The 24,452-nt window shown below is 71.6% G+C and carries 20 protein-coding genes; 16 read left to right on the forward strand and 4 right to left on the reverse strand.

Annotation, left to right across the window (positions count from 1 at the left end):
• Window positions 1-13: 13 nt before the first annotated feature.
• The 4 genes from ACWDZ4_RS10530 to ACWDZ4_RS10545 all read right to left on the reverse strand — a co-directional run bounded on the left by ACWDZ4_RS10530 (window position 14) and on the right by ACWDZ4_RS10545 (window position 5,748).
• Window positions 14-2,443 carry a transglutaminase TgpA family protein gene (locus ACWDZ4_RS10530; protein WP_451508017.1) on the reverse strand — a complete coding sequence of 810 codons (2,430 nt, stop codon included), beginning with the start codon at window positions 2,441-2,443 and terminating at the stop codon, window positions 14-16.
• On the reverse strand, window positions 2,440-3,876 hold the full coding sequence (locus ACWDZ4_RS10535) for a DUF58 domain-containing protein (RefSeq protein WP_451508018.1): 1,437 nt from the start codon (window positions 3,874-3,876) through the stop codon (window positions 2,440-2,442). The genes ACWDZ4_RS10530 and ACWDZ4_RS10535 overlap by 4 nt, the downstream gene beginning before the upstream one ends.
• Entirely contained in the window at window positions 3,876-4,940 is a 1,065-nt protein-coding gene (locus ACWDZ4_RS10540; protein ID WP_451508019.1) for an AAA family ATPase, read from the reverse strand. The genes ACWDZ4_RS10535 and ACWDZ4_RS10540 overlap by 1 nt, the downstream gene beginning before the upstream one ends.
• Window positions 4,941-5,172: 232 nt before the next feature.
• Entirely contained in the window at window positions 5,173-5,748 is a 576-nt protein-coding gene (locus tag ACWDZ4_RS10545; protein ID WP_451508020.1) for a beta-class carbonic anhydrase, read from the reverse strand.
• A 408-nt stretch (window positions 5,749-6,156) separates the two neighbouring features.
• Between ACWDZ4_RS10545 and rsmH the strand changes: the two genes are divergently transcribed.
• The 16 genes from rsmH to ACWDZ4_RS10625 all read left to right on the forward strand — a co-directional run bounded on the left by rsmH (window position 6,157) and on the right by ACWDZ4_RS10625 (window position 24,145).
• Window positions 6,157-7,113: a 16S rRNA (cytosine(1402)-N(4))-methyltransferase RsmH gene (gene rsmH, locus ACWDZ4_RS10550; protein WP_451508021.1), complete on the forward strand. Its 957-nt coding sequence runs from the start codon at window positions 6,157-6,159 to the stop codon at window positions 7,111-7,113.
• Window positions 7,110-7,718 carry an FtsB family cell division protein gene (locus ACWDZ4_RS10555; RefSeq protein WP_451508022.1) on the forward strand — a complete coding sequence of 203 codons (609 nt, stop codon included), beginning with the start codon at window positions 7,110-7,112 and terminating at the stop codon, window positions 7,716-7,718. The genes rsmH and ACWDZ4_RS10555 overlap by 4 nt, the downstream gene beginning before the upstream one ends.
• Window positions 7,719-7,760: 42 nt before the next feature.
• Window positions 7,761-9,716, forward strand: coding sequence for a peptidoglycan D,D-transpeptidase FtsI family protein (locus tag ACWDZ4_RS10560; protein ID WP_451508023.1), 1,956 nt, complete (start codon window positions 7,761-7,763; stop codon window positions 9,714-9,716).
• Window positions 9,717-9,729: 13 nt separating this feature from the next.
• Window positions 9,730-11,430, forward strand: a complete 1,701-nt coding sequence (locus ACWDZ4_RS10565; RefSeq protein ID WP_451508024.1) for a UDP-N-acetylmuramoyl-L-alanyl-D-glutamate--2,6-diaminopimelate ligase — start codon at window positions 9,730-9,732, stop codon at window positions 11,428-11,430.
• Window positions 11,427-12,842 (forward strand): UDP-N-acetylmuramoyl-tripeptide--D-alanyl-D-alanine ligase, encoded by a 1,416-nt coding sequence (locus ACWDZ4_RS10570; RefSeq protein WP_451508025.1) that lies wholly within the window; start codon window positions 11,427-11,429, stop codon window positions 12,840-12,842. The genes ACWDZ4_RS10565 and ACWDZ4_RS10570 overlap by 4 nt, the downstream gene beginning before the upstream one ends.
• Window positions 12,839-13,909: a phospho-N-acetylmuramoyl-pentapeptide-transferase gene (gene mraY, locus ACWDZ4_RS10575; protein WP_344498243.1), complete on the forward strand. Its 1,071-nt coding sequence runs from the start codon at window positions 12,839-12,841 to the stop codon at window positions 13,907-13,909. The genes ACWDZ4_RS10570 and mraY overlap by 4 nt, the downstream gene beginning before the upstream one ends.
• Complete coding sequence (gene murD, locus ACWDZ4_RS10580) at window positions 13,906-15,333, forward strand: UDP-N-acetylmuramoyl-L-alanine--D-glutamate ligase (RefSeq protein ID WP_451508026.1); 1,428 nt, start codon at window positions 13,906-13,908, stop codon at window positions 15,331-15,333. The genes mraY and murD overlap by 4 nt, the downstream gene beginning before the upstream one ends.
• Before the next feature lie 60 nt (window positions 15,334-15,393).
• Window positions 15,394-16,803 (forward strand): putative lipid II flippase FtsW, encoded by a 1,410-nt coding sequence (ftsW, locus tag ACWDZ4_RS10585; RefSeq protein WP_451508027.1) that lies wholly within the window; start codon window positions 15,394-15,396, stop codon window positions 16,801-16,803.
• Window positions 16,804-16,809: 6 nt separating this feature from the next.
• Complete coding sequence (gene murG, locus ACWDZ4_RS10590) at window positions 16,810-17,904, forward strand: undecaprenyldiphospho-muramoylpentapeptide beta-N-acetylglucosaminyltransferase (protein ID WP_451508028.1); 1,095 nt, start codon at window positions 16,810-16,812, stop codon at window positions 17,902-17,904.
• A gap of 38 nt (window positions 17,905-17,942) precedes the next feature.
• Window positions 17,943-18,746, forward strand: a complete 804-nt coding sequence (locus tag ACWDZ4_RS10595; protein WP_451508029.1) for a cell division protein FtsQ/DivIB — start codon at window positions 17,943-17,945, stop codon at window positions 18,744-18,746.
• Between the two features lie 272 nt (window positions 18,747-19,018).
• Window positions 19,019-20,242, forward strand: a complete 1,224-nt coding sequence (gene ftsZ, locus ACWDZ4_RS10600; protein ID WP_451508030.1) for a cell division protein FtsZ — start codon at window positions 19,019-19,021, stop codon at window positions 20,240-20,242.
• A gap of 2 nt (window positions 20,243-20,244) precedes the next feature.
• Window positions 20,245-21,000, forward strand: coding sequence for a peptidoglycan editing factor PgeF (gene pgeF, locus ACWDZ4_RS10605; RefSeq protein ID WP_451508038.1), 756 nt, complete (start codon window positions 20,245-20,247; stop codon window positions 20,998-21,000).
• Window positions 20,997-21,716 (forward strand): YggS family pyridoxal phosphate-dependent enzyme, encoded by a 720-nt coding sequence (locus tag ACWDZ4_RS10610; RefSeq protein ID WP_451508031.1) that lies wholly within the window; start codon window positions 20,997-20,999, stop codon window positions 21,714-21,716. Before pgeF ends, ACWDZ4_RS10610 begins: the two co-directional genes overlap by 4 nt.
• Window positions 21,717-21,839: 123 nt before the next feature.
• Window positions 21,840-22,457, forward strand: a complete 618-nt coding sequence (locus ACWDZ4_RS10615) for a cell division protein SepF (RefSeq protein ID WP_344498227.1) — start codon at window positions 21,840-21,842, stop codon at window positions 22,455-22,457.
• Between the two features lie 70 nt (window positions 22,458-22,527).
• Window positions 22,528-22,824: a YggT family protein gene (locus tag ACWDZ4_RS10620; protein ID WP_451508032.1), complete on the forward strand. Its 297-nt coding sequence runs from the start codon at window positions 22,528-22,530 to the stop codon at window positions 22,822-22,824.
• A gap of 49 nt (window positions 22,825-22,873) precedes the next feature.
• Window positions 22,874-24,145, forward strand: coding sequence for a DivIVA domain-containing protein (locus tag ACWDZ4_RS10625; protein ID WP_451508033.1), 1,272 nt, complete (start codon window positions 22,874-22,876; stop codon window positions 24,143-24,145).
• Window positions 24,146-24,452: the final 307 nt, after the last annotated feature.

Genomic DNA, 24,452 nt, shown 5'->3' on the forward strand with positions numbered 1-24,452 from the left:
CGGCCCGGGCCCGTCAGCCGCGCTGCCGGGACGGACGGCGCCGCAGGGCGCCCGCCCACCGCTCCACGGTCCAGCGGCTCGCGCGCCACCGGTCCTTCACGGCGGCCCAGCGCGCCGACACCGCCCAGACCACCCGGACAGCCGAGCGCGGTGCGAGAACAGCCCGCAGATGTGCCCCGCGCCCCGCCGCGGCCCGCAGACCCGCCCGCACCTGCCGGGCCTCCTCGGTGAGGTTGCCCGAGACGGCTGGCCGCGGGGCGTAGAGCACCTGCTCCACCGCGCCCGCCGCCCGGTGCACCGCCTCGGCCGACGCGCCGTCGAGCCCGCCGAGGCGCACGATCCGCGCGGCGGCCTTGCGCGGCGTCTGCGACTCGTCGGGCGCGACGCCGTAGTCCCACGCCGAATCGGTGATCTCACGCCAGCCGGACAGCGTACGGGCGGCCACGTCCGCGGGCGTGCGTCCCCCGGACCCCAGCCGCTGCGTACGCACCCGGCTCCGCCACAGCAACGGCAGCAGAGGCAGCAGAGGCACGAGCACCACGCCCAGCACCACCAGCAGCAGCGGGCCCAGCGGGAACCCGGTGTCGGTGGGTCCCGCACCGCCCTGCTGCGCGGCCCCGCCGCACTCGCCCAGCTTCCGCATCTGCGGAGGGCAGCTGTCGGTGACGCTGGGCGCCGCCGACGGTGCGGCCGAGGTGCTCGGCCGCGCCTGCGCGGGGTCGGACGCGGAGCCGGACGGGGTGTCCTGGCGGGTGTACTCCGGCACCGAGCCACGGGACGGCGTCGGCTCGAACCGCGTCCACCCCACGCCCTCGAAGTACAGCTCCGGCCAGGCGTGCGCGTCCCGCAGACCGACCGACATGGTGCCGTCGGACTGCGCGGTGCCGGGCGTGAAGCCCACCGCCACCCGCGCCGGGATGCCGAGCGTCCTGGCCATGGCGGCCATCGAGAACGAGAAGTGGACGCAGAAGCCCTCCTTGTCCCTGAGGAAACGGGCGATCGCCGCCGTACCGCTGCCCGACTGCACCTGCGTGTCGTACCTGAAGCCGCCGTCGGAGGCGAACCAGTCCTGGAGCCTGACCGCCCGCTCGTAGTCGTTCGAGGCGCCCTTCGTCACGTCGAGCGCGGTCGACTCCACCACCTGGGGCAGCGCCTCGGGAACCTTGGTGTATTCGCGCAGCAGACCGGTCGGCGGCGTGGTGGCCGCGGCCAGCTGCTCGCGCGTCGGCCGCACCGTCAGGCTGTTGACCGTGTAGCGCACGCCGCGGGTGGTCTGGCCCCGGTCGCCCACGAGAGTGCGTCCGGACGGCTCGTAACGCCAGCGGCCGTCGATGCCCACCCGCGTCGCCGGATAGGGGAGCGGCAGATAGCTCTGGGAGTACCAGCCGGCCGCCGAGATGGTGGAGTCGATCTCGGTCGCACGGACGCCGGTGCCGAGCCCCTGCGGGCGGGGCAGCCGGTCCGGTACGTCGTCGACCCTGCGCTCCGCCGACTTCCACGCGGATCCGTCGAACTGGTCCAGCGCGACGATCCGCAGATAGAGGTCCTCGGTGTCCTGCGTGTTCGTGCGGTACCGCAGCACCTCGCGGTCCTCGGGCTGGTTCAGGCTGTTCTGGAGCGAGACCAGCGGGTTGACCGCCGAAATGGTCCCGCCGCCGGAACCGCCGCCGCCCCCGGCGCCCGCGCCGCCCAGCAGCCCGCCGTCCAGGGCGGGCAGCGAGGCGGGGACCGCCAGGGCGATGCCCAGCGCCACCGCGCCGATGCGCCGGCCCGTACGGACCGGCGCCGGTGCGGAGCCGCTTGCCGTCTCGAATCCGGCGGCTGCCGTGCGTCCTCCGGTACGCGGCGCATCGCCGAAGACGCGGCCCCACTGGGAGAGCCGGTCCCGGCCCTCGGCCAGCAGGAGCAGCAGGTAGCCGGAGGCCGCCAGCACGAACCACAGCCAGCTCGCGCCGCCCGGCGAGAGTCCGGCGGCCACCGAGTAGAGCGCCAGCAGCGGCAGCCCGGCCGGGGCCGCGCTGCGGAACGTCACCGCCAGCGCGTCCACGGCCAGAGCGATCAGCAGGACACCGCCGACCAGCATCAGCCTGATGCCCTCGGTCGCGGGCGCCGGGATGGCGTACCGGCCGACGTCCTCGATGCCCGTGGTCAGCAGCCGTGCGAACTCCTGGAACGCCTCGGGCCCCGGCAGCACCCCGCCGATCGCCGAGTCCATGGCGAACACCACGGTGAGCGTCACCAGCGCCACGAACGCCTGGACGGCCACGGTCAGCGGCCGGGCCAGCGGTACCCGCCGGGCGAGCGCGCCCGCCCCCGCCTGGACCACCACCGCGATGACCGCCGTCAGGAACCAGGACGTTGTGCCGATCAGCGGCAGCAGCGCGCCCGCCGTCATCAGGGTGGCCGCCGTGGCGCACAGCGCCAGCCGTCCGCGACCGCTCATGACCGACCCCCACTCGCACCTGCCGCGCCGTCGACGGGAGAGGCTCCCCTACCGGTGCGCTGTCGTTCCGCCATCCGCCACAGGTCGGCGAGGCGCATGCCGGGCGGCACGGTCAGCACCGTCCACCCCGCCTCGCGCAGCGGCCTGCCCCGCTCCTCGGCTGCGGGCGGCACGCGTGCCATGAGGCTCGCGGGGTCCGCCGCCCGGCCCTGGCCCGGGGCCTTCCCCCGCGCCCAGGTCTCGCTGTCCAGCACGAAGGCGACGGCGGCCCCGTTGCGCGGGCGCATGCGCGCCGCCACGGCCGCCTGGTCCTCGTCCAGGTCACCGAAGAAGGCGATCAGGAGACCTTCGTTCCCACCGCGCAGCACGTCGTACGACGCGGAGAGCCCCGTGCCGTCCGAGTGCCCGACGACGGCGAGCGTGTCCATCATCAGTCCGGCGGAGTCGGCCGTCTCCTGGGTGGCCCCGGCGAAGCCGCCGGCCCCCTCACCGGGCACCGAATTCCCGGTGTCGGTCAACAGCCTTACCGAATAGCCCCGTTCGAGCATGTGCACCAGGGCGGAAGCCGCCCCCGACACCGCCCACTCGAAGGCCGAGTCCGGCCCGCCCCCCTGGTACGCGGCCCGCCGGGTGTCCAGCAGCACCGTGCACCCGGCGCGCTGCGGCTGCTCCTCGCGGCGCACCATCAGCTCGCCGTAGCGCGCGGTGGAGCGCCAGTGCACGCGGCGCAGGTCGTCGCCGTGCCGGTAGCCGCGCGGGATGACATCGTCCTCGCCGGCCAGTGCGAGCGAACGGTTGCGCCCGTCGCCGTATCCCGGCGCCTCGCCGGTCAGCCGCACGGCGGGCAGCGCCTCGACGCGCGGGATCACGGTCAGGGTGTCGTACGCGCTGAACGAGCGGGTCAGCTCGCACATGCCGAAGGGGTCCGTCAGCCTCAGCTGGAGCGGGCCCAGCGGGTAGCGCCCCCGCAGGTCCGAGCGGACCCGGTAGGACACCTCGCGCCGGCCGCCCGCCTCCACCCGGTCGAGGACGAACCGCGGCCGCGGTCCCAGGACGTACGGCACCCGGTCCTGGAGCATCAGCAGACCGGTGGGCAGCCGGGAGACGTTGTCCAGCCGCAGGTGCACGCGCGCCTCCGAGCCCGTCGCCGCGCGCGACGGCGTCAGCCGCCTGCTGCCCGCGACCCGGTAGCGCGTGCGGTACAGCACGGCCACGCAGACCAGCGGCAGCACGGCGAGCAGCAGCCCGACCCGCAGCAGGTCCGCCTGGCCCAGCACGTACGCGCACACCGCGGCGGCCGCGCCCGCCGCCAGGAACGACCGGCCGCGCGTGGTCAGCCCCGACAGCGCGGCCCGCAGGCCGCCCTTCTCGCTCTCGTCGGCGCTGCCGTCGGCCCCGTCCGCCGCGGGTACTGCCGACCCCCCGGCCGTCATCACAGTCGCCGTACGCCGGGCTGCTGGTGGCCGTACAGCGGAGCGCCGGAAGGCGGCGTCGCCGTCGCCCGCCCCGTGGCGTAGCCACCCTCGGGCGCCGCGGCCGTCGGCACGGCGGTGCGCTGGAGGATCTCCAGTACGACCTGCTCGGAGGTACGCCGGTTCAGCTGGGCCTGGGCCGTCGGCAGCAGCCGGTGCGCGAGCACCGCCACCGCGAGCGCCTGTACGTCGTCGGGCAGCGCGTAGTCGCGTCCGCTCAGCGCGGCGGACGCCTTGGCGGCGCGCAGCAGGTGCAGGGTGGCGCGGGGCGAGGCGCCGAGCCGCAGGTCGGGGTGGCTGCGAGTGGCCGCGACCAGCTCCACGGCGTACCGCCGCACCGCGTCGGCCACATGGACCGTGCGGACCGTGTCGATCAGCTTCAGGATCTCGTGGGCGTGCGCGACGGGCTGGAGGTCGTCGAGCGGCGAGGCCGCGCCGTGCACGTCCAGCATCTGGAGCTCGGCCTCGGCGCTCGGGTAACCGATGGAGACCCGCGCCATGAAGCGGTCGCGCTGGGCCTCGGGCAGCGGGTACGTGCCCTCCATCTCCACCGGGTTCTGCGTGGCGACCACCATGAAGGGCGTGGGCAGCTCGTAGGTCTGCCCGTCGATGGTGACCTGGCGCTCCTCCATCGACTCCAGCAGCGCGGACTGGGTCTTCGGCGAGGCGCGGTTGATCTCGTCGCCGATCACGATCTGGGCGAAGATCGCGCCCGGTTTGAATTCGAAGTCGCGCCGCTGCTGGTCGTAGATGCTCACACCGGTGATGTCCGAAGGCAGCAGGTCCGGCGTGAACTGAATGCGCCGTACCGAGCAGTCGACGGATCTGGCGAGCGCCTTGGCGAGCATCGTCTTGCCCACGCCCGGCACGTCTTCGATGAGCAGGTGCCCCTCGGCGAGGAGCACGGTCAGAGAAAGCCGTACGACCTCCGGCTTGCCCTCGATCACACCCTCCACCGACCTGCGGATGCGCTCCGCTGTGGTGGTCAGATCTGTGAGGCTCGCTCGATCGTCATAGGTCGTCACCCGGCCCTCCTCGGCCCCTTCCCCGAGCTCTTGATGAGCAGGGGACACCCCATTACGGGCCGGCGCCACGACGACGGAACGGCCCGACCCGAAACACGGACATCACGCGCGGACGGTTCCGGCGCGATGTCACACCCGCATTGTCGTTGCCGTTACCGCTTCGTGTCACTCGCCTGTGGATAACTGGGGGCGGTATGTCGGGGGTTGCCGTGTTTTCGTTCGCTAGGCCGCGCTACTTCACCGGGTCGATCTCTCGCAGCAGGCCGGTGGACACCTCGAAGACGAAGCCGCGCACGTCGTCGGTGTGCGGCAGGAACGGCGAGGTCCGCACGCGCTGCATCGACTGGCGTACGTCCTGGTCGACGTCCCGGAAGGACTCCACGGCCCACGAGGGACGCTGCCCCACCTCGGCCTCCAGCTCGTGCCGGAAGTCCTCGGTGAGGCTCTCCAGGCCGCAGCTGGTGTGGTGGACGAGTATGACGCTGCGGGTGCCGAGCGCGCGCTGGCTGATGGTCAGGGACCTGATGACATCGTCGGTGACCACGCCGCCCGCGTTGCGGATGGTGTGGCAGTCGCCCAGTTGGAGACCGAGCGCGCCGTGCAGGTCCAGACGTGCGTCCATGCAGGCGACCACGGCGACCTGCAGCACGGGCCGCGCGTCCATCCCCGGGTCGCGGAAGTCCGCTGCGTACTGCCGGTTCGCTTCGACGAGGCGGTCGGTGACCGTACCTCCGGCGCGTGCTGCGGAGGGCGCCGCGGCGGCGGACTCGGGGGCGGGCTCGACGGGAAGGTGCGTAGAAGTCGACATGGGATAGACGTTAATGGGCATGCGCGGTTCGGGCTCGCTGTGAGAAGGGACAAAGAACGTCAACAAGGATGGTTGTGAGGTACCCCACAAGAGCGTTCTGCGGCGTCAATGAGCATCCTCCGTACGGGTGAAAACGAGGCCGTGCGGCGCGCTGGCCCGTTGATTGACCGGGAGGACGGGTGGACTAAAGTGACGCGAAGTGGGTGGCGTGATGTGCCCTTACTGCTTTACCGACACATACCGCACATTCCGATTTTCTCCCGCGTGCGCGGCGTACGTACGGCCCGGCCTCCTCCCGCTCGCCGGTCGGCCGACGCCCCTTCCCCGGCGGCGGCAGGCCGTTTCCCCTTCCGAGCGGGTGGGGACCAGGCCGTACGTACACGACCGCGCCGGTACCTGAGAGGGCGCATGAGCCAGACCCGACACGTCCCGGTGATGCTCCAGCGATGCCTGGACCTGTTGGCCCCGGCCCTCGGCGAGCCGGGAGCGGTGGTCGTCGACTGCACCCTCGGCCTCGGCGGGCACAGCGAGGCCCTGCTCACCGCCTTCCCCTCGGCCCGGCTCGTCGCGCTCGACCGGGACAAGGAGGCGCTGCGGCTCTCCGGCGAACGGCTCGCCCCGTTCGGCGACCGGGCCACCCTGGTGCACGCCGTCTACGACGAGTTGCCCGAGGTCCTGGACCGCCTCTCCGTCCCGCGCGTCCAGGGCGTCCTCTTCGACCTCGGTGTCTCGTCGATGCAGCTCGACGAGCGGGAGCGCGGTTTCGCTTACGCCCAGGACGCCCCGCTCGACATGCGCATGGACCAGACGACGGGCGTCAGCGCGGCCGAGGTCCTCAACACCTACCCGCCGGGCGAGCTGGTGCGGATCCTGCGCCAGTACGGCGAGGAGAAGCAGGCCAAGCGGATTGTCTCGGCGATCGTGCGCGAGCGCGAGAAGGAGCCGTTCAGCGACAGCGCCCGGCTCGTCGACCTGATCCGCGACGCACTGCCGCAGGCCGCCAAGCGCACCGGCGGCAATCCCGCCAAGCGCACCTTCCAGGCGCTGCGCATCGAGGTCAACGGTGAGCTCAGCGTGCTGGAGCGGGCCGTCCCGGCGGCGGTGAAGTCGCTCGCCGTGGACGGCCGGATCGCGGTCCTTTCGTACCACTCGCTCGAAGACCGCCTGGTCAAGCAGGTCTTCGCGGCCGGCGCCGCCAACACCGCGCCCCCCGGTCTGCCCGTCGTGCCGGAGCAGTACCAGCCGAGGCTGAAGCTGCTGACGCGCGGCGCGGAACTGCCGACGGACGAAGAGATCGCCGAGAACCGCCGTGCCGCCCCGGCCCGGTTGCGCGGGGCGCAGCGCATCCGGGAGGACGTGCTGTGACCGCGCCGGCCAAGCAGCTGAAGGGGCGGGCCGCGCGGTTGTCGCGGCTGATGCCCTCGGGGCCGGCCCAGGCGGCCAGGACCCCCTTCGTGCTGCTGGTCGTGCTGTTGCTCGGCGGCGGCCTCATCACCCTCCTGCTGCTGAATTCCTCGCTCAACGAGGGCTCGTTCGAGCTGAGCGAGCTCAAGAAGCGGACCACCGAACTGACCGACGAGGAGCAGGCGCTCCAGCAGGACGTGGACGACCGGTCCGCGCCCGGCGCGCTGGAGCGCAGGGCCCGCGAACTCGGCATGGTGCCCGGCGGCAGCCCCGCCTTCCTCGGTCCCGACGGTACGGTCCGGGGCGTACCCTCCAGAGCGACCGCCGAAGCCGCCGCCGGCCCCGTGCCGTTGAGCCTGCACGATCCCGGCCCGCCTCTGGCGGCCCTCTCCCCGCAGGCCCCGGAACCGCAGGCCCCGGAACCGCAGGCCCCGGCACCGCAGGCCCCGGCACCGCAGGCCCCGGCACCATCGACCCTGGCGCCACCGGCCCCGGCACCGCCCGCGCCACCTCCGGTCGCGGTTCCTCCGGCCGCCGTTCCTCCCGCTTCCGTTCCCGTCCCGTGAGCCCGTCCGCGAAGCCGACCACGACCCCCGGCAGGTGACGCAGTGCCCCCCCAGGAACCACCGCGCCGTCGCGTGCCCGGCCCCGGGCGCCCGCAGCCCGCAGCGCGGCCCAGGACGCGCCCCCCGGTGGGACGGCCGCGTCCCGCGCCCAGGGCCGCCCGCCCGCTGCAGCTCGGCAGCCCCAGGCCCCGGCTGAGGCTGGTCGGCGTCGGACTGACCCTGGTCATGCTGGCCTTCGTCGTACGGCTGCTCCAGGTCCAGGCCGTGGACGCGAGCGCGTACGCCGCCAAGGCCGAGAAGAACCGGTACTTCAGCTCCACCCTGGCCGCCGAGCGCGGCAAGATCACCGACCGCAGCGGCATCGCGCTGGCCACCAGCGTCGACGCGCACGACATCACGGCCGACCCGTCGATGTTCACCGCCGCGTTCACCAAGGCCCCGGACACGCCCGAGCGGGCCGCGGAGATCCTCGCGCCCATCCTGCGCAAGGACGCGGCCGAACTGGCGAAGAAGCTCAGGACGCCCAAGAGCAGGTACGCCGTCCTGGCCCGCCGCCAGACCCCGCAGATCTGGAACCAGATCAAGGACCTCAAGAGCGTCTTCGCCAAGAAGGCCGGCGCGGACAAGGCCAAGGGCGGCAAGGGCGTCGACGTGCTCGCCGGCGTCTTCCAGGAGGCCAGCAGCAAGCGCGTCTACCCCAACGGCGATCTCGCCGCCGGGATACTCGGTTACGTCAACGCCGAGGGCAAGGGCGCGGGCGGCCTGGAGACCCAGCTGGACGAGGAGCTCGCGGGCAGGGACGGCGAGATCAAGTACGCCCAGTCCGGCGGTCGCAGGGTCCCCACCGTCGGTGCCCGCGAGGTCCCCGCCGTCCCCGGCTCCGACGTCGAGCTGACCATCGACCGCGACATCCAGTGGGCGGCCCAGGACGCCATCGCCGAGCAGGTGGAGAAGTCCGGGGCGGACCGCGGCTACGTGATAGTCCAGGACACCCGCACCGGCGAGGTCCTCGCCATGGCCAACGCCCCCGGCTTCGACCCCAACGACCTCTCGCAGGCCGACGCGGCCGCCATGGGCAACGCCGCCCTCCAGGACGCGTACGAACCGGGCTCCACGGCCAAGGTCATGTCCATGGCCGCGGTGCTGGAGGAGAACGCCGCGGCGCCCGGCACGCATGTCGTCGTTCCCAACCGGCTGCACCGCGGCGACCGGCTCTTCAAGGACGACATCGACCACCCCACCTGGTACCTGACGCTCAACGGCGTGCTCGCCAAGTCCAGCAACATCGGCACGATCCTGGCGACCGAACAGCTGGGCAAGACCCGGGCGCAGGCCAACCAGGTCCTCCACTCCTACCTGCGCAAGTTCGGCCTCGGCCGCCCCAGCGGGCTCCAGTACCCCGGCGAGACCGCGGGCATCCTCGCGGCCCCCGAGGACTGGAGCACCTCGCAGCAGTACACGATCCCGTTCGGCCAGGGCCTCTCGCTCAACGCCATGCAGGCGGCCTCCGTCTACTCGACGATCGCCAACGGCGGCGTACGGATCCAGCCAACGCTGATCCGCGGCACCAAGGGCCCCGACGGCCGCTTCACGCCCGCCCCCGAGCCCGGGAAGAGCCGGGTGGTGAGCGGGAAGACCGCCAAGACCCTGGCCACCATGTTGGAGTCGGTCGTCGACGACGAGGAGGGTACGGGGACCAAGGCCCGCATCCCCGGCTACCGCGTCGGCGGCAAGACCGGCACCTCCAACCGGGTGGATCCGGCCACCGGGCGCTACAAGGGCTACACCGCGTCCTTCGCCGGCTTCGCACCCGCCGACAAGCCGCGGGTCACCGTGTACTGCGCCATCCAGAACCCCACCAGAGGCAGCTACTTCGGCGGCCAGATCTGCGGCCCCGTCTACAAGCAGGTCATGGAGTTCGCACTCAAGACCCTCCAGGTCGCACCGACCGGCAGCAAGCCCGCCCGGCTGCCGGTGTCCTTCACGCCCGGCGAGTGACTCAGGACCACCAGTGACAACGATCACCCCGTACCCCGGGAACCAAGAAGACCCCGCTCCGCACCGGCACCCCTCGTTTCGCGAGGGGCCGGGTAGGCCCGGTACGCTCACCGCCGTGCCACACGCTGATCAGTCCCAAACCACCCAGAAGGACGCCCCGGTGACGTACCCCGGAGCGCCCCGGCCGGCCCAGGTCCGCCCGACACCCCTCGGGGAGCTGGCCGAACGGCTGGGTATCGAGCCCCGAGCCGTCGAGAGCGCGGTCGAGGTCACCGGTATCACGCACGACTCCCGCGCGGTGAGGCCGGGCGACCTGTACGCCGCCCTCCCAGGGGCGCGCCTGCACGGCGCCGACTTCGCCACACAGGCGGCGGGACTCGGCGCGGCCGCGATCCTCACCGACCCGACGGGCGCCGCACGCGCGGCCGAGGCCGGCCTGCCGGCCCTGGTCGTCGACGATCCGCGCAGCCGGATGGGCGAGCTCGCCACCGAGATCTACGGCCACCCCGGCGACGCCCTGCTCCAGCTCGGCATCACCGGCACGTCCGGCAAGACCACCACGGCGTACCTCGTCGAGGGCGGCCTGCGGGCGGCCGGGAGGCTGACCGGCCTCATCGGCACGGTCGAGATGCGCATCGGCGACGAGCGCATCAAGTCCGAGCGGACCACCCCCGAGGCCACCGACCTCCAGGCCCTGTTCGCCGTCATGCGCGAACGCGGCGTCGAGGCGGTCGCCATGGAGGTCTCCAGCCATGCGCTGGTGCTCGGCCGGGTCGACGGCTGCGTCTTCGACGTCGCGGTCTTCAACAACCTGAGCCCCGAGCACATGGAATTCCACTCCGACATGGAGGACTACTTCCAGGCGAAGGCACGTCTCTTCACCCCGGAGCGCAGCAGGGTGGGCGTCGTCAACTTCGACGACGAGTACGGCCGCAGGCTCATCACCGAGTCCGGCGTCCCGGTCACCTCCTTCTCCGCCGAGGGCCACCCGGACGCCGACTGGAGCGCCGAGGGCGTCGAGGTCGGCCCGTTCACCAGTACGTTCACGGCGGTCGGCCCCCAGGGCGAGCGCATCGCCGCGAAAGCCCCGCTGGCGGGCCCCTTCAACGTCGCCAACACGCTCGCCGCGATCGTCACGCTCGCGGTGGCCGGCGTGGACCCGCAGACCGCCGCCGACGGCATCGCCGCCGTCCCCGGCGTCCCGGGCCGCCTGGAGCGCGTGGACGAGGGCCAGCCGTACCTCGCCGTCGTCGACTACGCCCACAAGACGGACGCCGTCGAATCGGTCCTGCGCGCGCTGCGCAAGGTCACCGAGGGCGAACTGCACATCGTGCTCGGCTGCGGCGGCGACCGCGACAAGCAGAAGCGGCCCTCGATGGGCGCCGCCGCCGCCCGCCTCGCCGACACCGCCGTACTGACCTCAGACAACCCGCGCTCCGAGGACCCCCTCGCGATCCTCGCCGCGATGCTCGCCGGCGCCGCCGAGGTGCCCGCGCACGAGCGCGGCGACGTCCTGGTCGACGCCGACCGGGCCTCGGCCATCGCCGCGGCGGTCGCCCGCGCCAAGCCCGGCGACACCGTGCTCGTCGCAGGCAAGGGCCACGAGCAGGGCCAGGACATCGCCGGAGTGGTACGCCCCTTCGACGACCGCCAGGTGCTCCGCACCGCGATCCTGGGCGCCGCACCGGCCCACGACAGCGAGGTGACCCGGTGATCGCGCTCTCCCTCGCCGAGATCGCCGAGATCGTCGGCGGGCAGTCGCACGACATACCGGACAGCGCCCTGCCGGTGACCGGCCCCGTCGTCATCGACTCCCGCGAGGTCCGGCCCGGCAGCCTCTTCGCCGCCTTCGCGGGCGAGCACGTCGACGGCCACGACTTCGCCGGGCGCGCCGTCGCCGCGGGCGCGGCAGCCGTACTGGCGACCCGCCCCGTCGGCGCACCCGCCATCGTCGTGGACGACGTCACCGAGGCGCTGGGCGCCCTGGCACGCGCCGTCGTCGGACGGCTCGGCACGAAGGTCGTCGCGCTCACCGGCTCGGCCGGCAAGACCTCCACCAAGGACCTGATCGCCCAGCTGCTGGAGCGCAAGGCCCCCACGGTCTGGACGCCCGGCTCCCTCAACAACGAGATCGGCCTGCCGCTCACCGCGCTGCGCGCCACCGAGGAGACCGAACACCTGGTCCTCGAAATGGGCGCGCGCGGCATCGGCCACATCCGGTACCTCACCGGCCTGACTCCGCCGCGCATCGGCCTCGTGCTCAACGTCGGGACCGCCCACATCGGCGAGTTCGGCGGACGTGAGCAGATCGCCGAGGCCAAGGGCGAGATGGTCGAGGCGCTGCCGCCGGCGGAGGAGGGCGGCGTGGCCGTCCTCAACGCCGACGATCAGCTCGTACGGGCCATGACGTCCCGCACGAAGGCCCGGGTGGTGCTCTTCGGCGAGGCCGCGGACGCGGACGTACGCGCCGAGAATGTCCGGCTCACGGAGAATGGCCGGCCCGCCTTCAGCCTTCGCACACCCACCGGGTGCAGTGACGTGACCATGCGGCTGTACGGTGAGCACCACGTGTCGAACGCGCTCGCCGCGGCCGCCGTCGCCCATGAGCTGGGCATGTCCGTGGACGAGATCGCCACCGCGCTCTCCGAGGCGGGCACGCTGTCCCGCTGGCGCATGGAGGTCACCGAGCGTCCTGACGGCGTGACAGTCGTCAACGACGCCTACAACGCGAACCCCGAATCCATGCGAGCCGCCCTGCGCGCGCTCGCGGCCATGGGCCAGGGGCGTCGTACGTGGGCGGTGCTCGGCCGGATGGCCGAGCTCGGTGACGATTCGCTCGCCGAGCACGACGCGGTCGGACGGCTCGCCGTCCGGCTCAACGTCAGCAAGCTCGTGGCAGTCGGGGGCAGGGAAGCGTCCTGGCTGCAGCTGGGCGCTTACAACGAGGGTTCGTGGGGTGAGGAGTCGGTGCACGTGTCCGACGCGCAGGCGGCGGTCGACCTGTTGCGCAGTGAACTGCGTCCGGGAGACGTCGTGCTGGTGAAGGCTTCCAGGTCGGTCGGTCTCGAGCGGGTCGCCCAGGCGCTCCTCGACCACCGTACCGAGGGCGAGGTCACCGGCCGATGAGGCAGATCCTCTTCGCGGGAGTCATCGGGCTCTTCCTGACCCTGATCGGTACCCCGCTGCTCATCAAACTGCTGGCCCGCAAGGGATACGGGCAGTTCATCCGGGACGACGGCCCGCGCGGCCACCACGGCAAGCGCGGCACCCCCACCATGGGCGGCATCGCCTTCATCCTGGCCACGCTCATCGCGTACGCCCTGGCGAAGGTGATCACCGGCGAGAAGCCGAGCGCCTCCGGTCTGCTGGTGCTGTTCCTCATGGCGGGCATGGGCCTGGTCGGCTTCCTCGACGACTACATCAAGATCGTCAAGCAGCGCTCACTGGGGCTGCGGGCCAAGGCCAAGATGGCCGGCCAGCTGATCGTCGGCATCGCGTTCGCCGTGCTGGCCCTGCAGTTCAAGGACGTGCGCGGCAACGCCCCGGCCTCCACCAAGCTCTCGTTCGTCCAGGACTTCGGCTGGTCGATCGGCCCGGTGCTGTTCGTGGTCTGGGCGCTGTTCATGATCCTGGCGATGTCGAACGGTGTGAACCTCACCGACGGCCTCGACGGACTCGCCACCGGCGCCTCCGTGATGGTCTTCGGCGCGTACACCTTCATCGGTCTGTGGCAGTTCCAGGAGTCGTGCGCGGACGCGCCGAGCCTGACCAACCCGGAAGCCTGCTTCGAAGTACGGGATCCACTCGACCTCGCGGTCGTCGCCGCCGCCCTGATGGGCGCCTGCTTCGGCTTCCTGTGGTGGAACACCTCGCCTGCCAAGATCTTCATGGGCGACACCGGTTCGCTCGCCCTCGGCGGCGCGCTCGCGGGTCTGGCGATCTGCTCGCGCACCGAGTTCCTGATGGCGCTCCTCGGCGGTCTGTTCGTCCTGATCACGATGTCCGTCGTCATCCAGGTCGGCTCGTTCAAGATGACCGGCAAGCGCGTCTTCAAGATGGCGCCGCTCCAGCACCACTTCGAGCTCAAGGGCTGGTCCGAAGTCCTCGTGGTGGTCCGCTTCTGGATCATCCAGGGCATGTGCGTGATCATCGGCCTCGGACTCTTCTACGCGGGCTGGGCGGCCGACAAGTGACCGACACGACCTGGACCGGCAAGCGGGTGACCGTCGCGGGTCTCGGCGTCTCCGGGATCCCCGCAGCACGCGTGCTGCGGGGCCTCGGGGCCCAGGTCACCGTCGTCAACGACGGCGACGACGACCGCTCCCGCGCCCAGGCCGCCGAACTGGAAGCACTCGGCGTCACCGTGCGCCTCGGCGACGGCGCGACCCTCCCCGAGGGCACCGAGCTGATCGTCACCGCGCCCGGCTGGAAGCCCGACAAGCCGCTCTTCCTGGCCGCCGCGGAGGCGGGCGTGGAGATCTGGGGCGACGTCGAACTGGCCTGGCGCCTGCGGGGGCACGGCCGCGGAGAACCAGCTCCCTGGCTCGCGGTCACCGGCACCAACGGCAAGACCACGACCGTACGTATGCTGGCCTCCATCCTGGAGGCCGCCGGCCTGCGTACCGCCGCCGTCGGCAACATCGGCGTATCCCTGCTCGACGCCGTCCTCGGCGACGAGCAGTACGACGTCCTGGCCGTCGAGCTCTCCAGCTACCAGCTGCACTGGGCGCCCTCGCTGCGCGCCCACTCCGCGGCCGTGCTGAACCTCGCCCCCGACCACCTCGACTGGCACGGCTCCATGGAGGCGTACGCCGCCGACAAGGGCCGGATCTACGAGGGCAACCAGGTCGCCTGCGTCTACAACGTCCAGGACCCCGCGACCGAGGCCCTGGTCCGCGAGGCCGACGTCGAGGAGGGCTGCCGCGCGATCGGCTTCACCCTCGGTGCGCCCGCGCCCTCCCAGCTCGGTGTCGTCGACGGAATCCTGGTCGACCGCGCCTTCGTCGCGAACCGCCAGAAGAACGCCCAGGAGCTCGCGGACGTCTCCGACGTCGATCCGCCCGCCCCGCACAACATCGCCAACGCCCTCGCGGCCGCGGCCCTGGCCCGCGCCTACGGCGTCGAACCCGCCGCCGTACGCGACGGTCTGCGCGCCTTCCGCCCCGACGCCCACCGCATCGAGCACGTCGCGGACGTCGCCGGTGTCGCGTACGTCGACGACTCCAAGGCCACCAACACCCACGCCGCCGAGGCATCCCTCGCGGCGTACGACCCCATCGTGTGGATCGCGGGCGGCCTCGCCAAGGGCGCCACCTTCGACGAACTCGTCGAGAAGTCGGCGAAGCGGCTGCGCGGCGCCGTCCTCATCGGCGCCGACCGCGCGCTGATCCGCGAAGCCCTCGCGCGACACGCGCCCGAGGTGCCGGTGGTCGACCTCGACCGGACCGACACTGGGGCGATGTCGGCGGCGGTCCGCGAAGCGGCGCGGCTCGCGCGGCCCGGGGACACGGTCCTGATGGCCCCGGCCTGCGCCTCCATGGACATGTTCACCAACTACAACAAGCGTGGCGAGGCATTCGCCGACGCCGTACGCGAGTTGGCTCCGGAGCGCGACTAGCGGGCCGGTCCCCGCGCCACGGACCGGCCGGCGCAGCTCACGAGTGGAGGGGACACCGAGATGTTGGCCGACGACAGCGCTCCGCGCGGCCGCACCGCCCTGCGCGGGCGCGCGGGCACCACGGCGGCGCGCACGCCGGGCAAGGCGGGGAAACGGACGGCCCGCCGTCCGGCCGCCGTACGCCGCCGCGTCACCCTCCGGTCCGGGCCGCCCCGCGGGAGCGGTCTGCGGCGCCTGTACGAGCGGGCGCGCCGCACCTGGGACCGGCCCCTCACGGCGTACTACCTCATCCTGGGCAGCGCCCTGCTGATCACCGTGCTCGGCCTCGTGATGGTCTACTCCGCGTCGATGATCAAGGCGCTGGAACTGTCGCTGCCCGCCTCGTACTTCTTCCGCAAGCAGTTCCTCGCCGCGGTCATCGGAACGGCTCTCCTGCTCGTCGCGTCCCGGATGCCCGCCAAACTGCACCGCGCGCTCTCCTACCCCCTGCTGGCCCTGACCGTCTTCCTGATGGTGCTGGTCCAGATCCCCGGGATAGGAGTCTCGATCGGCGGCAACCAGAACTGGATCTCACTCGGCGGCCCGTTCATGCTCCAGCCCAGCGAGTTCGGGAAACTGGCCCTCGTCCTGTGGGGGGCCGACCTGCTCGCCCGCAAGCAGGAGAGGCGGCTGCTGAACCAGTGGAAGCACATGCTGGTGCCGCTCGTGCCCGTCGCCTTCCTGCTGCTCGGCCTGATCATGCTCGGCGGCGACATGGGTACGGCGATCCTCCTCACCGCGATCCTCTTCGGCCTGCTCTGGCTCGCGGGAGCGCCCACCCGGCTCTTCGCCGGCGTGCTCGCCTTCGCCGCCTTCGTCGGGTTCATCCTCATCAGCAACAACGCCAACCGGATGTCGCGGCTCGCCTGCACCGGCGCGACCGACCTCGGCCCCAAGGGTGAATGCTGGCAGGCGGTGCACGGAATCTATGCTCTGGCCTCGGGCGGATGGTTCGGTTCCGGGCTGGGTGCAAGTGTGGAGAAATGGGGCCAACTCCCGGAGCCGCACACCGACTTCATCTTCGCCGTCACCGGTGAGGAACTGGGTCTGGCGGGGACGCTGTCGGTACTCGCCCTCTTCGCGGCTCTAGGCTATGCGGGTATCCGCGTGGCCGGACGCACGGAGGACCCCTTCGTGAGGTACGCCGCGGGAGGTGTGACCACCTGGATCACGGCCCAGGCCGTGGTCAACATTGGTGCGGTGCTCGGCCTGCTGCCGATCGCCGGTGTCCCGCTCCCGCTGTTCTCGTACGGGGGCTCCTCCCTGCTGCCGACCATGTTCGCCGTAGGGTTGCTGATCGCCTTCGCGCGAGAGGATCCCGCCGCGAAGGCCGCCCTCGCCATGCGAAGGACCGTCCTTGGCAAAGGGGCCGGGGTGAGATGGAAGACGATGAGACGGCGCGTCAAGAAGCGTCCGTCCGGAGAGCGGTGAATTTCGGTGCATGTCGTACTCGCCGGTGGGGGGACCGCCGGCCACATCGAGCCCGCGCTCGCCCTCGCGGACGCACTGCGGAGGCAGGACCCTTCCGTGGGCATCACAGCCCTCGGCACGGAGCGCGGACTCGAGACCAGGCTCGTACCCGAGCGCGGCTACGAACTCGGGCTGATCCCCGCGGTCCCGCTGCCCCGTAAACCCACCCCGGAGCTGATCACCGTCCCCGGGCGGCTGCGCGGCACCATCAAGGCCGCCGAGCAGATCCTGGAGCGTACGAAGGCGGACTGCGTCGTCGGCTTCGGCGGTTACGTCGCCCTGCCCGGCTACCTCGCGGCCAAGCGCCTGGGCGTACCGATCATCGTCCACGAGGCCAACGCGAGGCCGGGGCTGGCCAACAAGATCGGCTCGCGCTACGCGCACGCCGTGGCCGTCTCCACCCCCGACAGCAAGCTGCGCGGCGCCCGCTACATCGGCATCCCGCTGCGCCGCACCATCGCCACCCTCGACCGGGCCCGGGTCCGACCGGAGGCGCGCGCCGCCTTCGGCCTCGACCCGAACCTGCCGACGCTGCTGGTCTCCGGCGGCTCGCAGGGCGCCCGGCGCCTCAACGAGGTGATCCAGCAGGTTGCGCCGGCGCTCCAGCGCTCCGGCATCCAGATCCTGCACGCGGTCGGTCCGAAGAACGAAGTGCCGCGCGTGGACAACATGCCCGGCATGCCGCCCTACATCCCGGTACCGTACGTGGACCGGATGGACCTCGCGTACGCCGCGGCCGACATGATGCTCTGCCGCGCGGGCGCGATGACCGTCGCCGAACTCTCCGCCGTCGGGCTGCCGGCCGCCTACGTCCCGCTGCCCATCGGCAACGGCGAGCAGCGGCTCAACGCCCAGCCGGTGGTCAACGCCGGCGGCGGCCTGCTGGTCGACGACGCGCAGCTGACGCCCGAGTGGGTGCAGAGCCAGGTGCTCCCGGTCCTCGCGGACCCGCACCGGCTGTTCGAGATGTCCCGCGCCGCCGCCGAGTTCGGCCGCCGGGACGCCGACGACCTGCTCGTCGGCATGGTGTACGAGGCGATCGCCGCACGCAGGGCCGGCTGAACGGCCCACCGACGCAGGAGTCCAGGAGGCGACAGGGAGTGGCCGGACCGACGACCGCCCAGCGCGGTGCACGACAGGCGCAGGGGTCGTCGGCGGCCCGCCCGCCGCGCGGCGGCCCGTCGGGCGGCCCGCTCCGGCTGCCCGGCCGGGGCGGGCTGCTCCTGCTGCTCGGCCTGGCGGTGGTGCTCACTGCGGGCGGGACCTGGTTGCTCTACGGCTCTTCCTGGCTGCGCGTGGAGCAGGTGAAGCCGTCGGGCACACAGGTTCTGACGCCTGATGAGGTACTCGCGGCGGCGGCCGTCCCGGTCGGAGCGCCACTGATCTCTGTCGACACGGACGCCATCGAGGACCGGTTGCGTCAGAAATTGCCCCGTATTGACTCGGTAGAAGTCATTCGTTCATGGCCGCACGGAATTGATCTGAAAGTGACCGAGCGAAAGCCGGTGCTGCTCATCGAAAAGGGCGCAGAGTTCGTCGAAGTGGACGACGAGAGTGTGCGATTCGCCACGGTCGCCGAGGCGCCCGAAGGTGTGCCGCTGCTGGAACTGGCGTCCGGTCGGTCCCCGAGCCTGCGCCGCTTCGGCGCGGACCGGCTGCTGAGCGAGGCGGTGCGGGTCATGGGGGACCTGCCGCGGTCCGTCGCCCGCGACACGCTGACCGTCCAGGCCGCCTCGTACGACTCCATCACCCTGGAGCTGAACGGGGACCGTACGGTCGTCTGGGGCAGCGCCGGGCAGGGCGGGGCGAAGGCGCGCACACTGAAGGCCCTCATGAAAGCAGTGCCGGGGGCCGGGCGTTTCAATGTGAGTGCGCCCACGGCCCCGGCCGCGTCGGGCAGTTGACGGCCATACGCCCTGGCCAGCACCCTGGTTGGCCAGCGATATGGGTGATCACATAGGGTGAAAAGAAAAACGGGAGGTTCGGCGTGTTCGTTGAACGTGCGCCACGTGTCGACTTAGTGTCCTGTTCGGAGAGTCCAAGGAACAGACACACTGGTAACCCTAAACTTCAAGGTTAGGGTTCGGGTCGGCGTTCGGACCGTCCCAATCGGCATCAGTCGTCGCGGCGCTGCAACTCCGCGGCGGCACGTAACTCGAGGCGAGAGGCCTTCGACGTGGCAGCACCGCAGAACTACCTCGCAGTCATCAAGGTCATCGGTGTCGGCGGCGGTGGTGTCAATGCCATCAACCGGATGATCGAGGTCGGTCTCAAGGGCGTCGAGTTCATCGCGATCAACACCGATGCGCAAGCCCTGTTGATGAGCGACGCCGACGTCAAGCTCGACGTCGGACGTGAACTGACCCGCGGCCTCGGCGCCGGAGCCAACCCGGCAGTCGGCCGCAAGGCGGCAGAGGACCACCGTGAGGAGATCGAGGAGGTCCTCAAGGGGGCCGACATGGTCTTCGTCACCGCCGGCGAAGGCGGTGGCACCGGAACCGGTGGCGCGCCTGTCGTCGCCAACATCGCGCGCTCGCTCGGCGCCCTCACGATCGGTGTGGTCACCCGCCCGTTCACCTTCGAGGGCCGGCGTCGCGCGAACCAGGCGGAGGACGGCATCGCCGAACTCCGCGAAGAGGTCGACACCCTCATCGTCATCCCCAACGACCGACTGCTGTCCATCTCGGACCGCCAGGTCAGCGTGCTCGACGCGTTCAAGTCCGCCGACCAGGTACTGCTCTCCGGCGTCCAGGGCATCACCGACCTCATCACCACCCCCGGCCTGATCAACCTCGACTTCGCCGACGTCAAGTCGGTCATGTCCGAGGCCGGTTCGGCGCTGATGGGCATCGGTTCGGCGCGCGGCGACGACCGCGCGGTGGCGGCAGCCGAGATGGCGATCTCCTCGCCGCTCCTGGAGGCGTCCATCGACGGCGCCCGCGGTGTGCTGCTCTCCATCTCCGGCGGCAGCGACCTCGGTCTCTTCGAGATCAACGAGGCCGCGCAGCTGGTGAGCGAGGCCGCCCACCCCGAGGCCAACATCATCTTCGGCGCGGTCATCGACGACGCGCTGGGCGACGAGGTACGGGTCACCGTCATCGCCGCGGGCTTCGACGGCGGACAGCCGCCGGCCCGCCGCGAGAACGTCCTCGGCGTCGGCACCGGATCGGGCTCCAAGCGCGAGGAGTCCGCGCCGTCCCGGCCCGCCGAGCCCTCGCGGCCCGTCGGCGGCATCGGCACCGTTCCGCCGCGCGAGCGCGACGAGCCGGCTCCGGCGCAGCCCCAGGCCGAGGCCGCCCCGGCGGCCGAGCTCCCGAGCACGCCGGCGCACGTACCGCCGGCCCGTCCGTACCAGGACAGCCAGGCGGAAGAGCTGGATGTCCCGGACTTCTTGAAGTGACTGTGCAGCCCGACGCCATACACGAGAACGGCGCGCACTTCGCCTTCACCGACAGGTGGGGCGGCGTGAGCGCCGTTCCGTACGACCAGCTCAATCTCGGCGGCGCGGTCGGTGACGACCCCGCCGCCGTGCGCGGCAACCGGGAGATCGCGGCCAAGGCGCTCGACCTCGACCCGGACCTGGTCGTCTGGATGAACCAGGTGCACGGCCGCGACGTGGCCGTGGTCGAGGGGCCGTGGGGCGCCGCGAGTGCCGAGAAGGACCGGACCGTCCCCGCGGTCGACGCGATCGTGACCGCCCGTCGCGGTCTCGCCCTCGCGGTACTCACCGCGGACTGCACGCCCGTTCTGCTGGCCGACCCCGTCGCCGGTGTCGCGGCCGCCGCTCACGCCGGACGCCCCGGCCTGGTCGCGGGGGTCGTCCCGGCCGCGGTCGAGGCGATGATCGTGCTGGGCGCCGATCCGTCCCGTATCACCGCGCGTACGGGGCCCGCCGTCTGCGGGCGCTGCTACGAAGTTCCGGAGGAGATGCGGGCCGAGGTCGCACGGGCCGTGCCCGAGGCGTGGTCGCGGACCAGCTGGGGAACAGCGGCCGTCGACGTGAGCGCCGGAGTGCACGCCCAGCTCGAAGCGCTCGGCGTACGCGACCGGTGGCAGTCGCCGGTCTGCACGCTGGAGTCGGGCGACCACTTCTCCTACCGCCGGGACCGCACCACGGGGCGGCTCGCCGGATATGTCTGGCTGGACGGATGGGCATGACGGACCGCAAGGAACAACTCGCCGCGAACCTGGCGCAGGTGGAGGCGCGTATCGCCGCCGCCTGCGCGGGCGCGGGGCGGGAGCGCGAAGAGGTGACCCTGATCGTGGTCACCAAGACGTACCCGGCCAGTGATGTGCGCCTGCTCGCCGAACTCGGCGTACGCCATGTCGCGGAGAACAAGGACCAGGACGCGGCGCCCAAGGCGGCCGCGTGCGCGGATCTGTCGCTCAACTGGCATTTTGTCGGGCAACTTCAGACAAACAAGGCCCGTTCTGTGGCCAGTTATGCCGATGTGGTGCAGTCCGTCGACCGGGCGAAGCTCGTCACGGCGCTCTCGGCCGGAGCGGTACGCGCCGGGCGCGAACTGGACTGCCTCATTCAGGTCGCCCTGGACGCGGAGTCGGGCGAGCGGGGGGAGCGCGGCGGCGTCGCGCCCGACGGCATCGAGGAGTTGGCCGCGAAGGTGGCCGGCGTGCCGGGCCTCAGACTCGGGGGGCTGATGACTGTCGCGCCGCTCGCCGGGCCGTACGCGGGGCGCCAACGGGAGGCATTCGAGCGGCTGATGGAATTCTCATCCAGCCTGCGCGTGGCCCATCCTGCTGCGAACATGGTGTCGGCAGGGATGAGTGCGGACCTTGAGCACGCGGTGGCCGCCGGAGCGACACATGTACGCGTCGGTACTGCGGTGCTCGGAGTCCGACCCGGGCTCGGGTAACGTCGCGAAGCAGGTCGGACCACAGCAGAAAATATGGTCATTCCCACTGATGGGTGGGAGGCCGAGTGGATCGCGGGCACTTGGTAATGATGCCGATCCACCACAGAGCGGAGGACTCAGAGAATGGCCGGCGCGATGCGCAAGATGGCGGTCTACCTCGGCCTCGTGGAGGACGATGGGTACGACGGCCGGGGTTTCGATCCCGATGACGATTTCGAGCCCGAGCCGGAGCCGGAGCGGGAGCACCGTCGCCACCAGCCCCCGCATCAGGAGCGGCACGAAGAGCCCGTACGTGTGGTGCAGCCGCCCGCCCAGCGTGAGCCGGTGCCCCACTCCACTCCGCTTCCCGCGGAAATCGGACGACCCGCACGTATCGCCCCCGTGGCATCCATCACACCTGAACGTCCGAACCTGGAGAAGAACGCACCGGTGATCATGCCCAAGGTCGTGTCCGAGCGGGAGCCCTACCGCATCACCACGCTGCACCCGCGGACCTACAACGAGGCCCGTACCATCGGGGAACACTTCCGCGAGGGCACTCCGGTGATCATGAACCTGACCGAGATGGACGACACGGACGCGAAGCGACTTGTCGACTTTGCGGCGGGACTGGTCTTCGGTCTGCATGGCAGCATTGAACGAGTGACGCAGAAGGTGTTCCTGTTGTCGCCTGCTAACGTCGATGTCACGGCGGAGGACAAGGCCCGTATCGCAGAGGGCGGTTTCTTCAACCAGAGCTGAGACAAGGCACCGGGAACAACCCCGGCCGGCAGGCCGGAGCCACGAGAGTACGGGGAGAGGGAAGCGCGAGATGGGTATCGCACTGGACGTGATCTACATCGCGCTGATGTGTTTCCTCATCGTGCTGATCTTCCGGTTGGTCATGGATTACGTCTTCCAGTTCGCACGCTCATGGGAACCCGGCAAGGCGATGGTGGTCGTTCTGGAGGCCACCTACACTGTCACCGATCCACCGCTCAAGCTTCTGCGGCGGTTCATTCCGCCGCTGCGTCTCGGGGGCGTGGCACTCGACCTGTCCTTCTTCGTTCTGATGATCATCGTCTACATCCTGATCAGCATTGTGAACAGCTTTGCGAGCAGGATGTGAGCGATACGGTCTTGCCGACTGCCGACGACTACGTAGAGGTGAAGAAGAGATGCCGTTGACCCCCGAGGACGTGCGGAACAAGCAGTTCACGACCGTCCGCCTCCGAGAAGGCTATGACGAGGACGAGGTCGATGCCTTCCTCGACGAGGTCGAAGCTGAACTGACGCGCCTGCTGCGCGAGAACGAGGATCTGCGCGCGAAGCTGGCCGCCGCGACGCGTGCCGCCGCGCAGAACCAGCAGCAGCAGGGTATGCGCAAGCCGCCGGAGCAGCAGGATCGTCCCGGCGCGCCCGTGCCCGCCGCCATATCCGGTCCGCCGGTCCAGCAGCAGCCGCCGCAGATGGGTCCGCCCCAGCTGCCGGGTGGCGCTCCGCAGCTGCCCGCCGGCCCCAGTGGTCACGGACAGCAGGGCCAGCACGGCCAGGGCCAGATGGGGCAGGGCCAGATGGGGCAGGGCCAGCACGGCCAGGGCCAGCACGGTCCGGGCCCGCAGGGCCAGCACGGTCCCGGCCCGATGGGGCAGGGTCCCATGGGTCAGGGCCAGATGGGCCAGGGCCAGATGGGCCAGGGCCAGATGGGGCAGAACCCCATGGGCCAGGGCCAGATGGGGCAGAACCCCATGGGCCAGAACCCGATGGGCGGCCCGATGGGCGGTCCCATGGGCGGTCACGGTCCGCAGCTCCCGCAGCCCGGTCAGGGCCCCGGCGGCGACAGTGCCGCGCGTGTGCTCTCGCTGGCGCAGCAGACCGCCGACCAGGCGATCGCGGAGGCCCGTTCCGAGGCCAACAAGATCGTCGGCGAGGCGCGCAGCCGTGCCGAGGGTCTGGAGCGGGACGCCCGTGCGAAGGCCGACGCGCTGGAGCGGGACGCGCAGGAGAAGCACCGCGTGGCGATGGGCTCGCTGGAGTCCGCCCGCGCCACGCTGGAGCGCAAGGTCGAGGACCTGCGCGGCTTCGAGCGCGAGTACCGGACCAGGCTGAAGTCCTACCTGGAGAGCCAGCTGCGTCAGCTGGAGACCCAGGCCGACGACTCGCTGGCTCCGCCGCGGACCCCGGCGACCGCTTCGCTGCCGCCGGCTCCGCAGATGAGCGGTTCGATGGCGTCGGCCGGTTCGGGCGGCATGGGACACGGCATGGGGGGCAACCAGTCGATGGGTGGCCACGGTGGCCCGTCCTCCAGCGGTCCGTCGTACGGCGGCCAGCAGCAGATGTCGCCGGCGATGACTCAGCCGATGGCGCCGGTGCGGCCGCAGGCGCCGCAGCCGATGCAGCAGGCTCCGTCGCCGATGCGCGGATTCCTCATCGACGAGGACGACAACTGACGGCCGTGCGCGCGCTGAGCGCGTAGCCGTCGGCAGGCTGAGGGCCGGGCCCCGGGGATTCTTCCCCGGGGCCCGGCCCTTTTGCGTACGCGGGGTGCGGGTACGGGCTGGGCGCCTGCGGCGGGCTCGTCCCCCGCCCCGCCCCGCCCCGCCCCTGCCCGTAACCGGGGCTCCACCCTGGCCCCCGGTCCCCGGTCCCCGGACGGGCTGGGCTCACGACGACCACGTCACCGAGGACCGAGTTGTCGAAGAACCAGGCCGCCGGGGTCTGCTTGTCCCATCCGCCCCGCACGTCCCGCAGCCCCAC

The organism is Streptomyces sp. NPDC003016 (genome assembly GCF_053591455.1).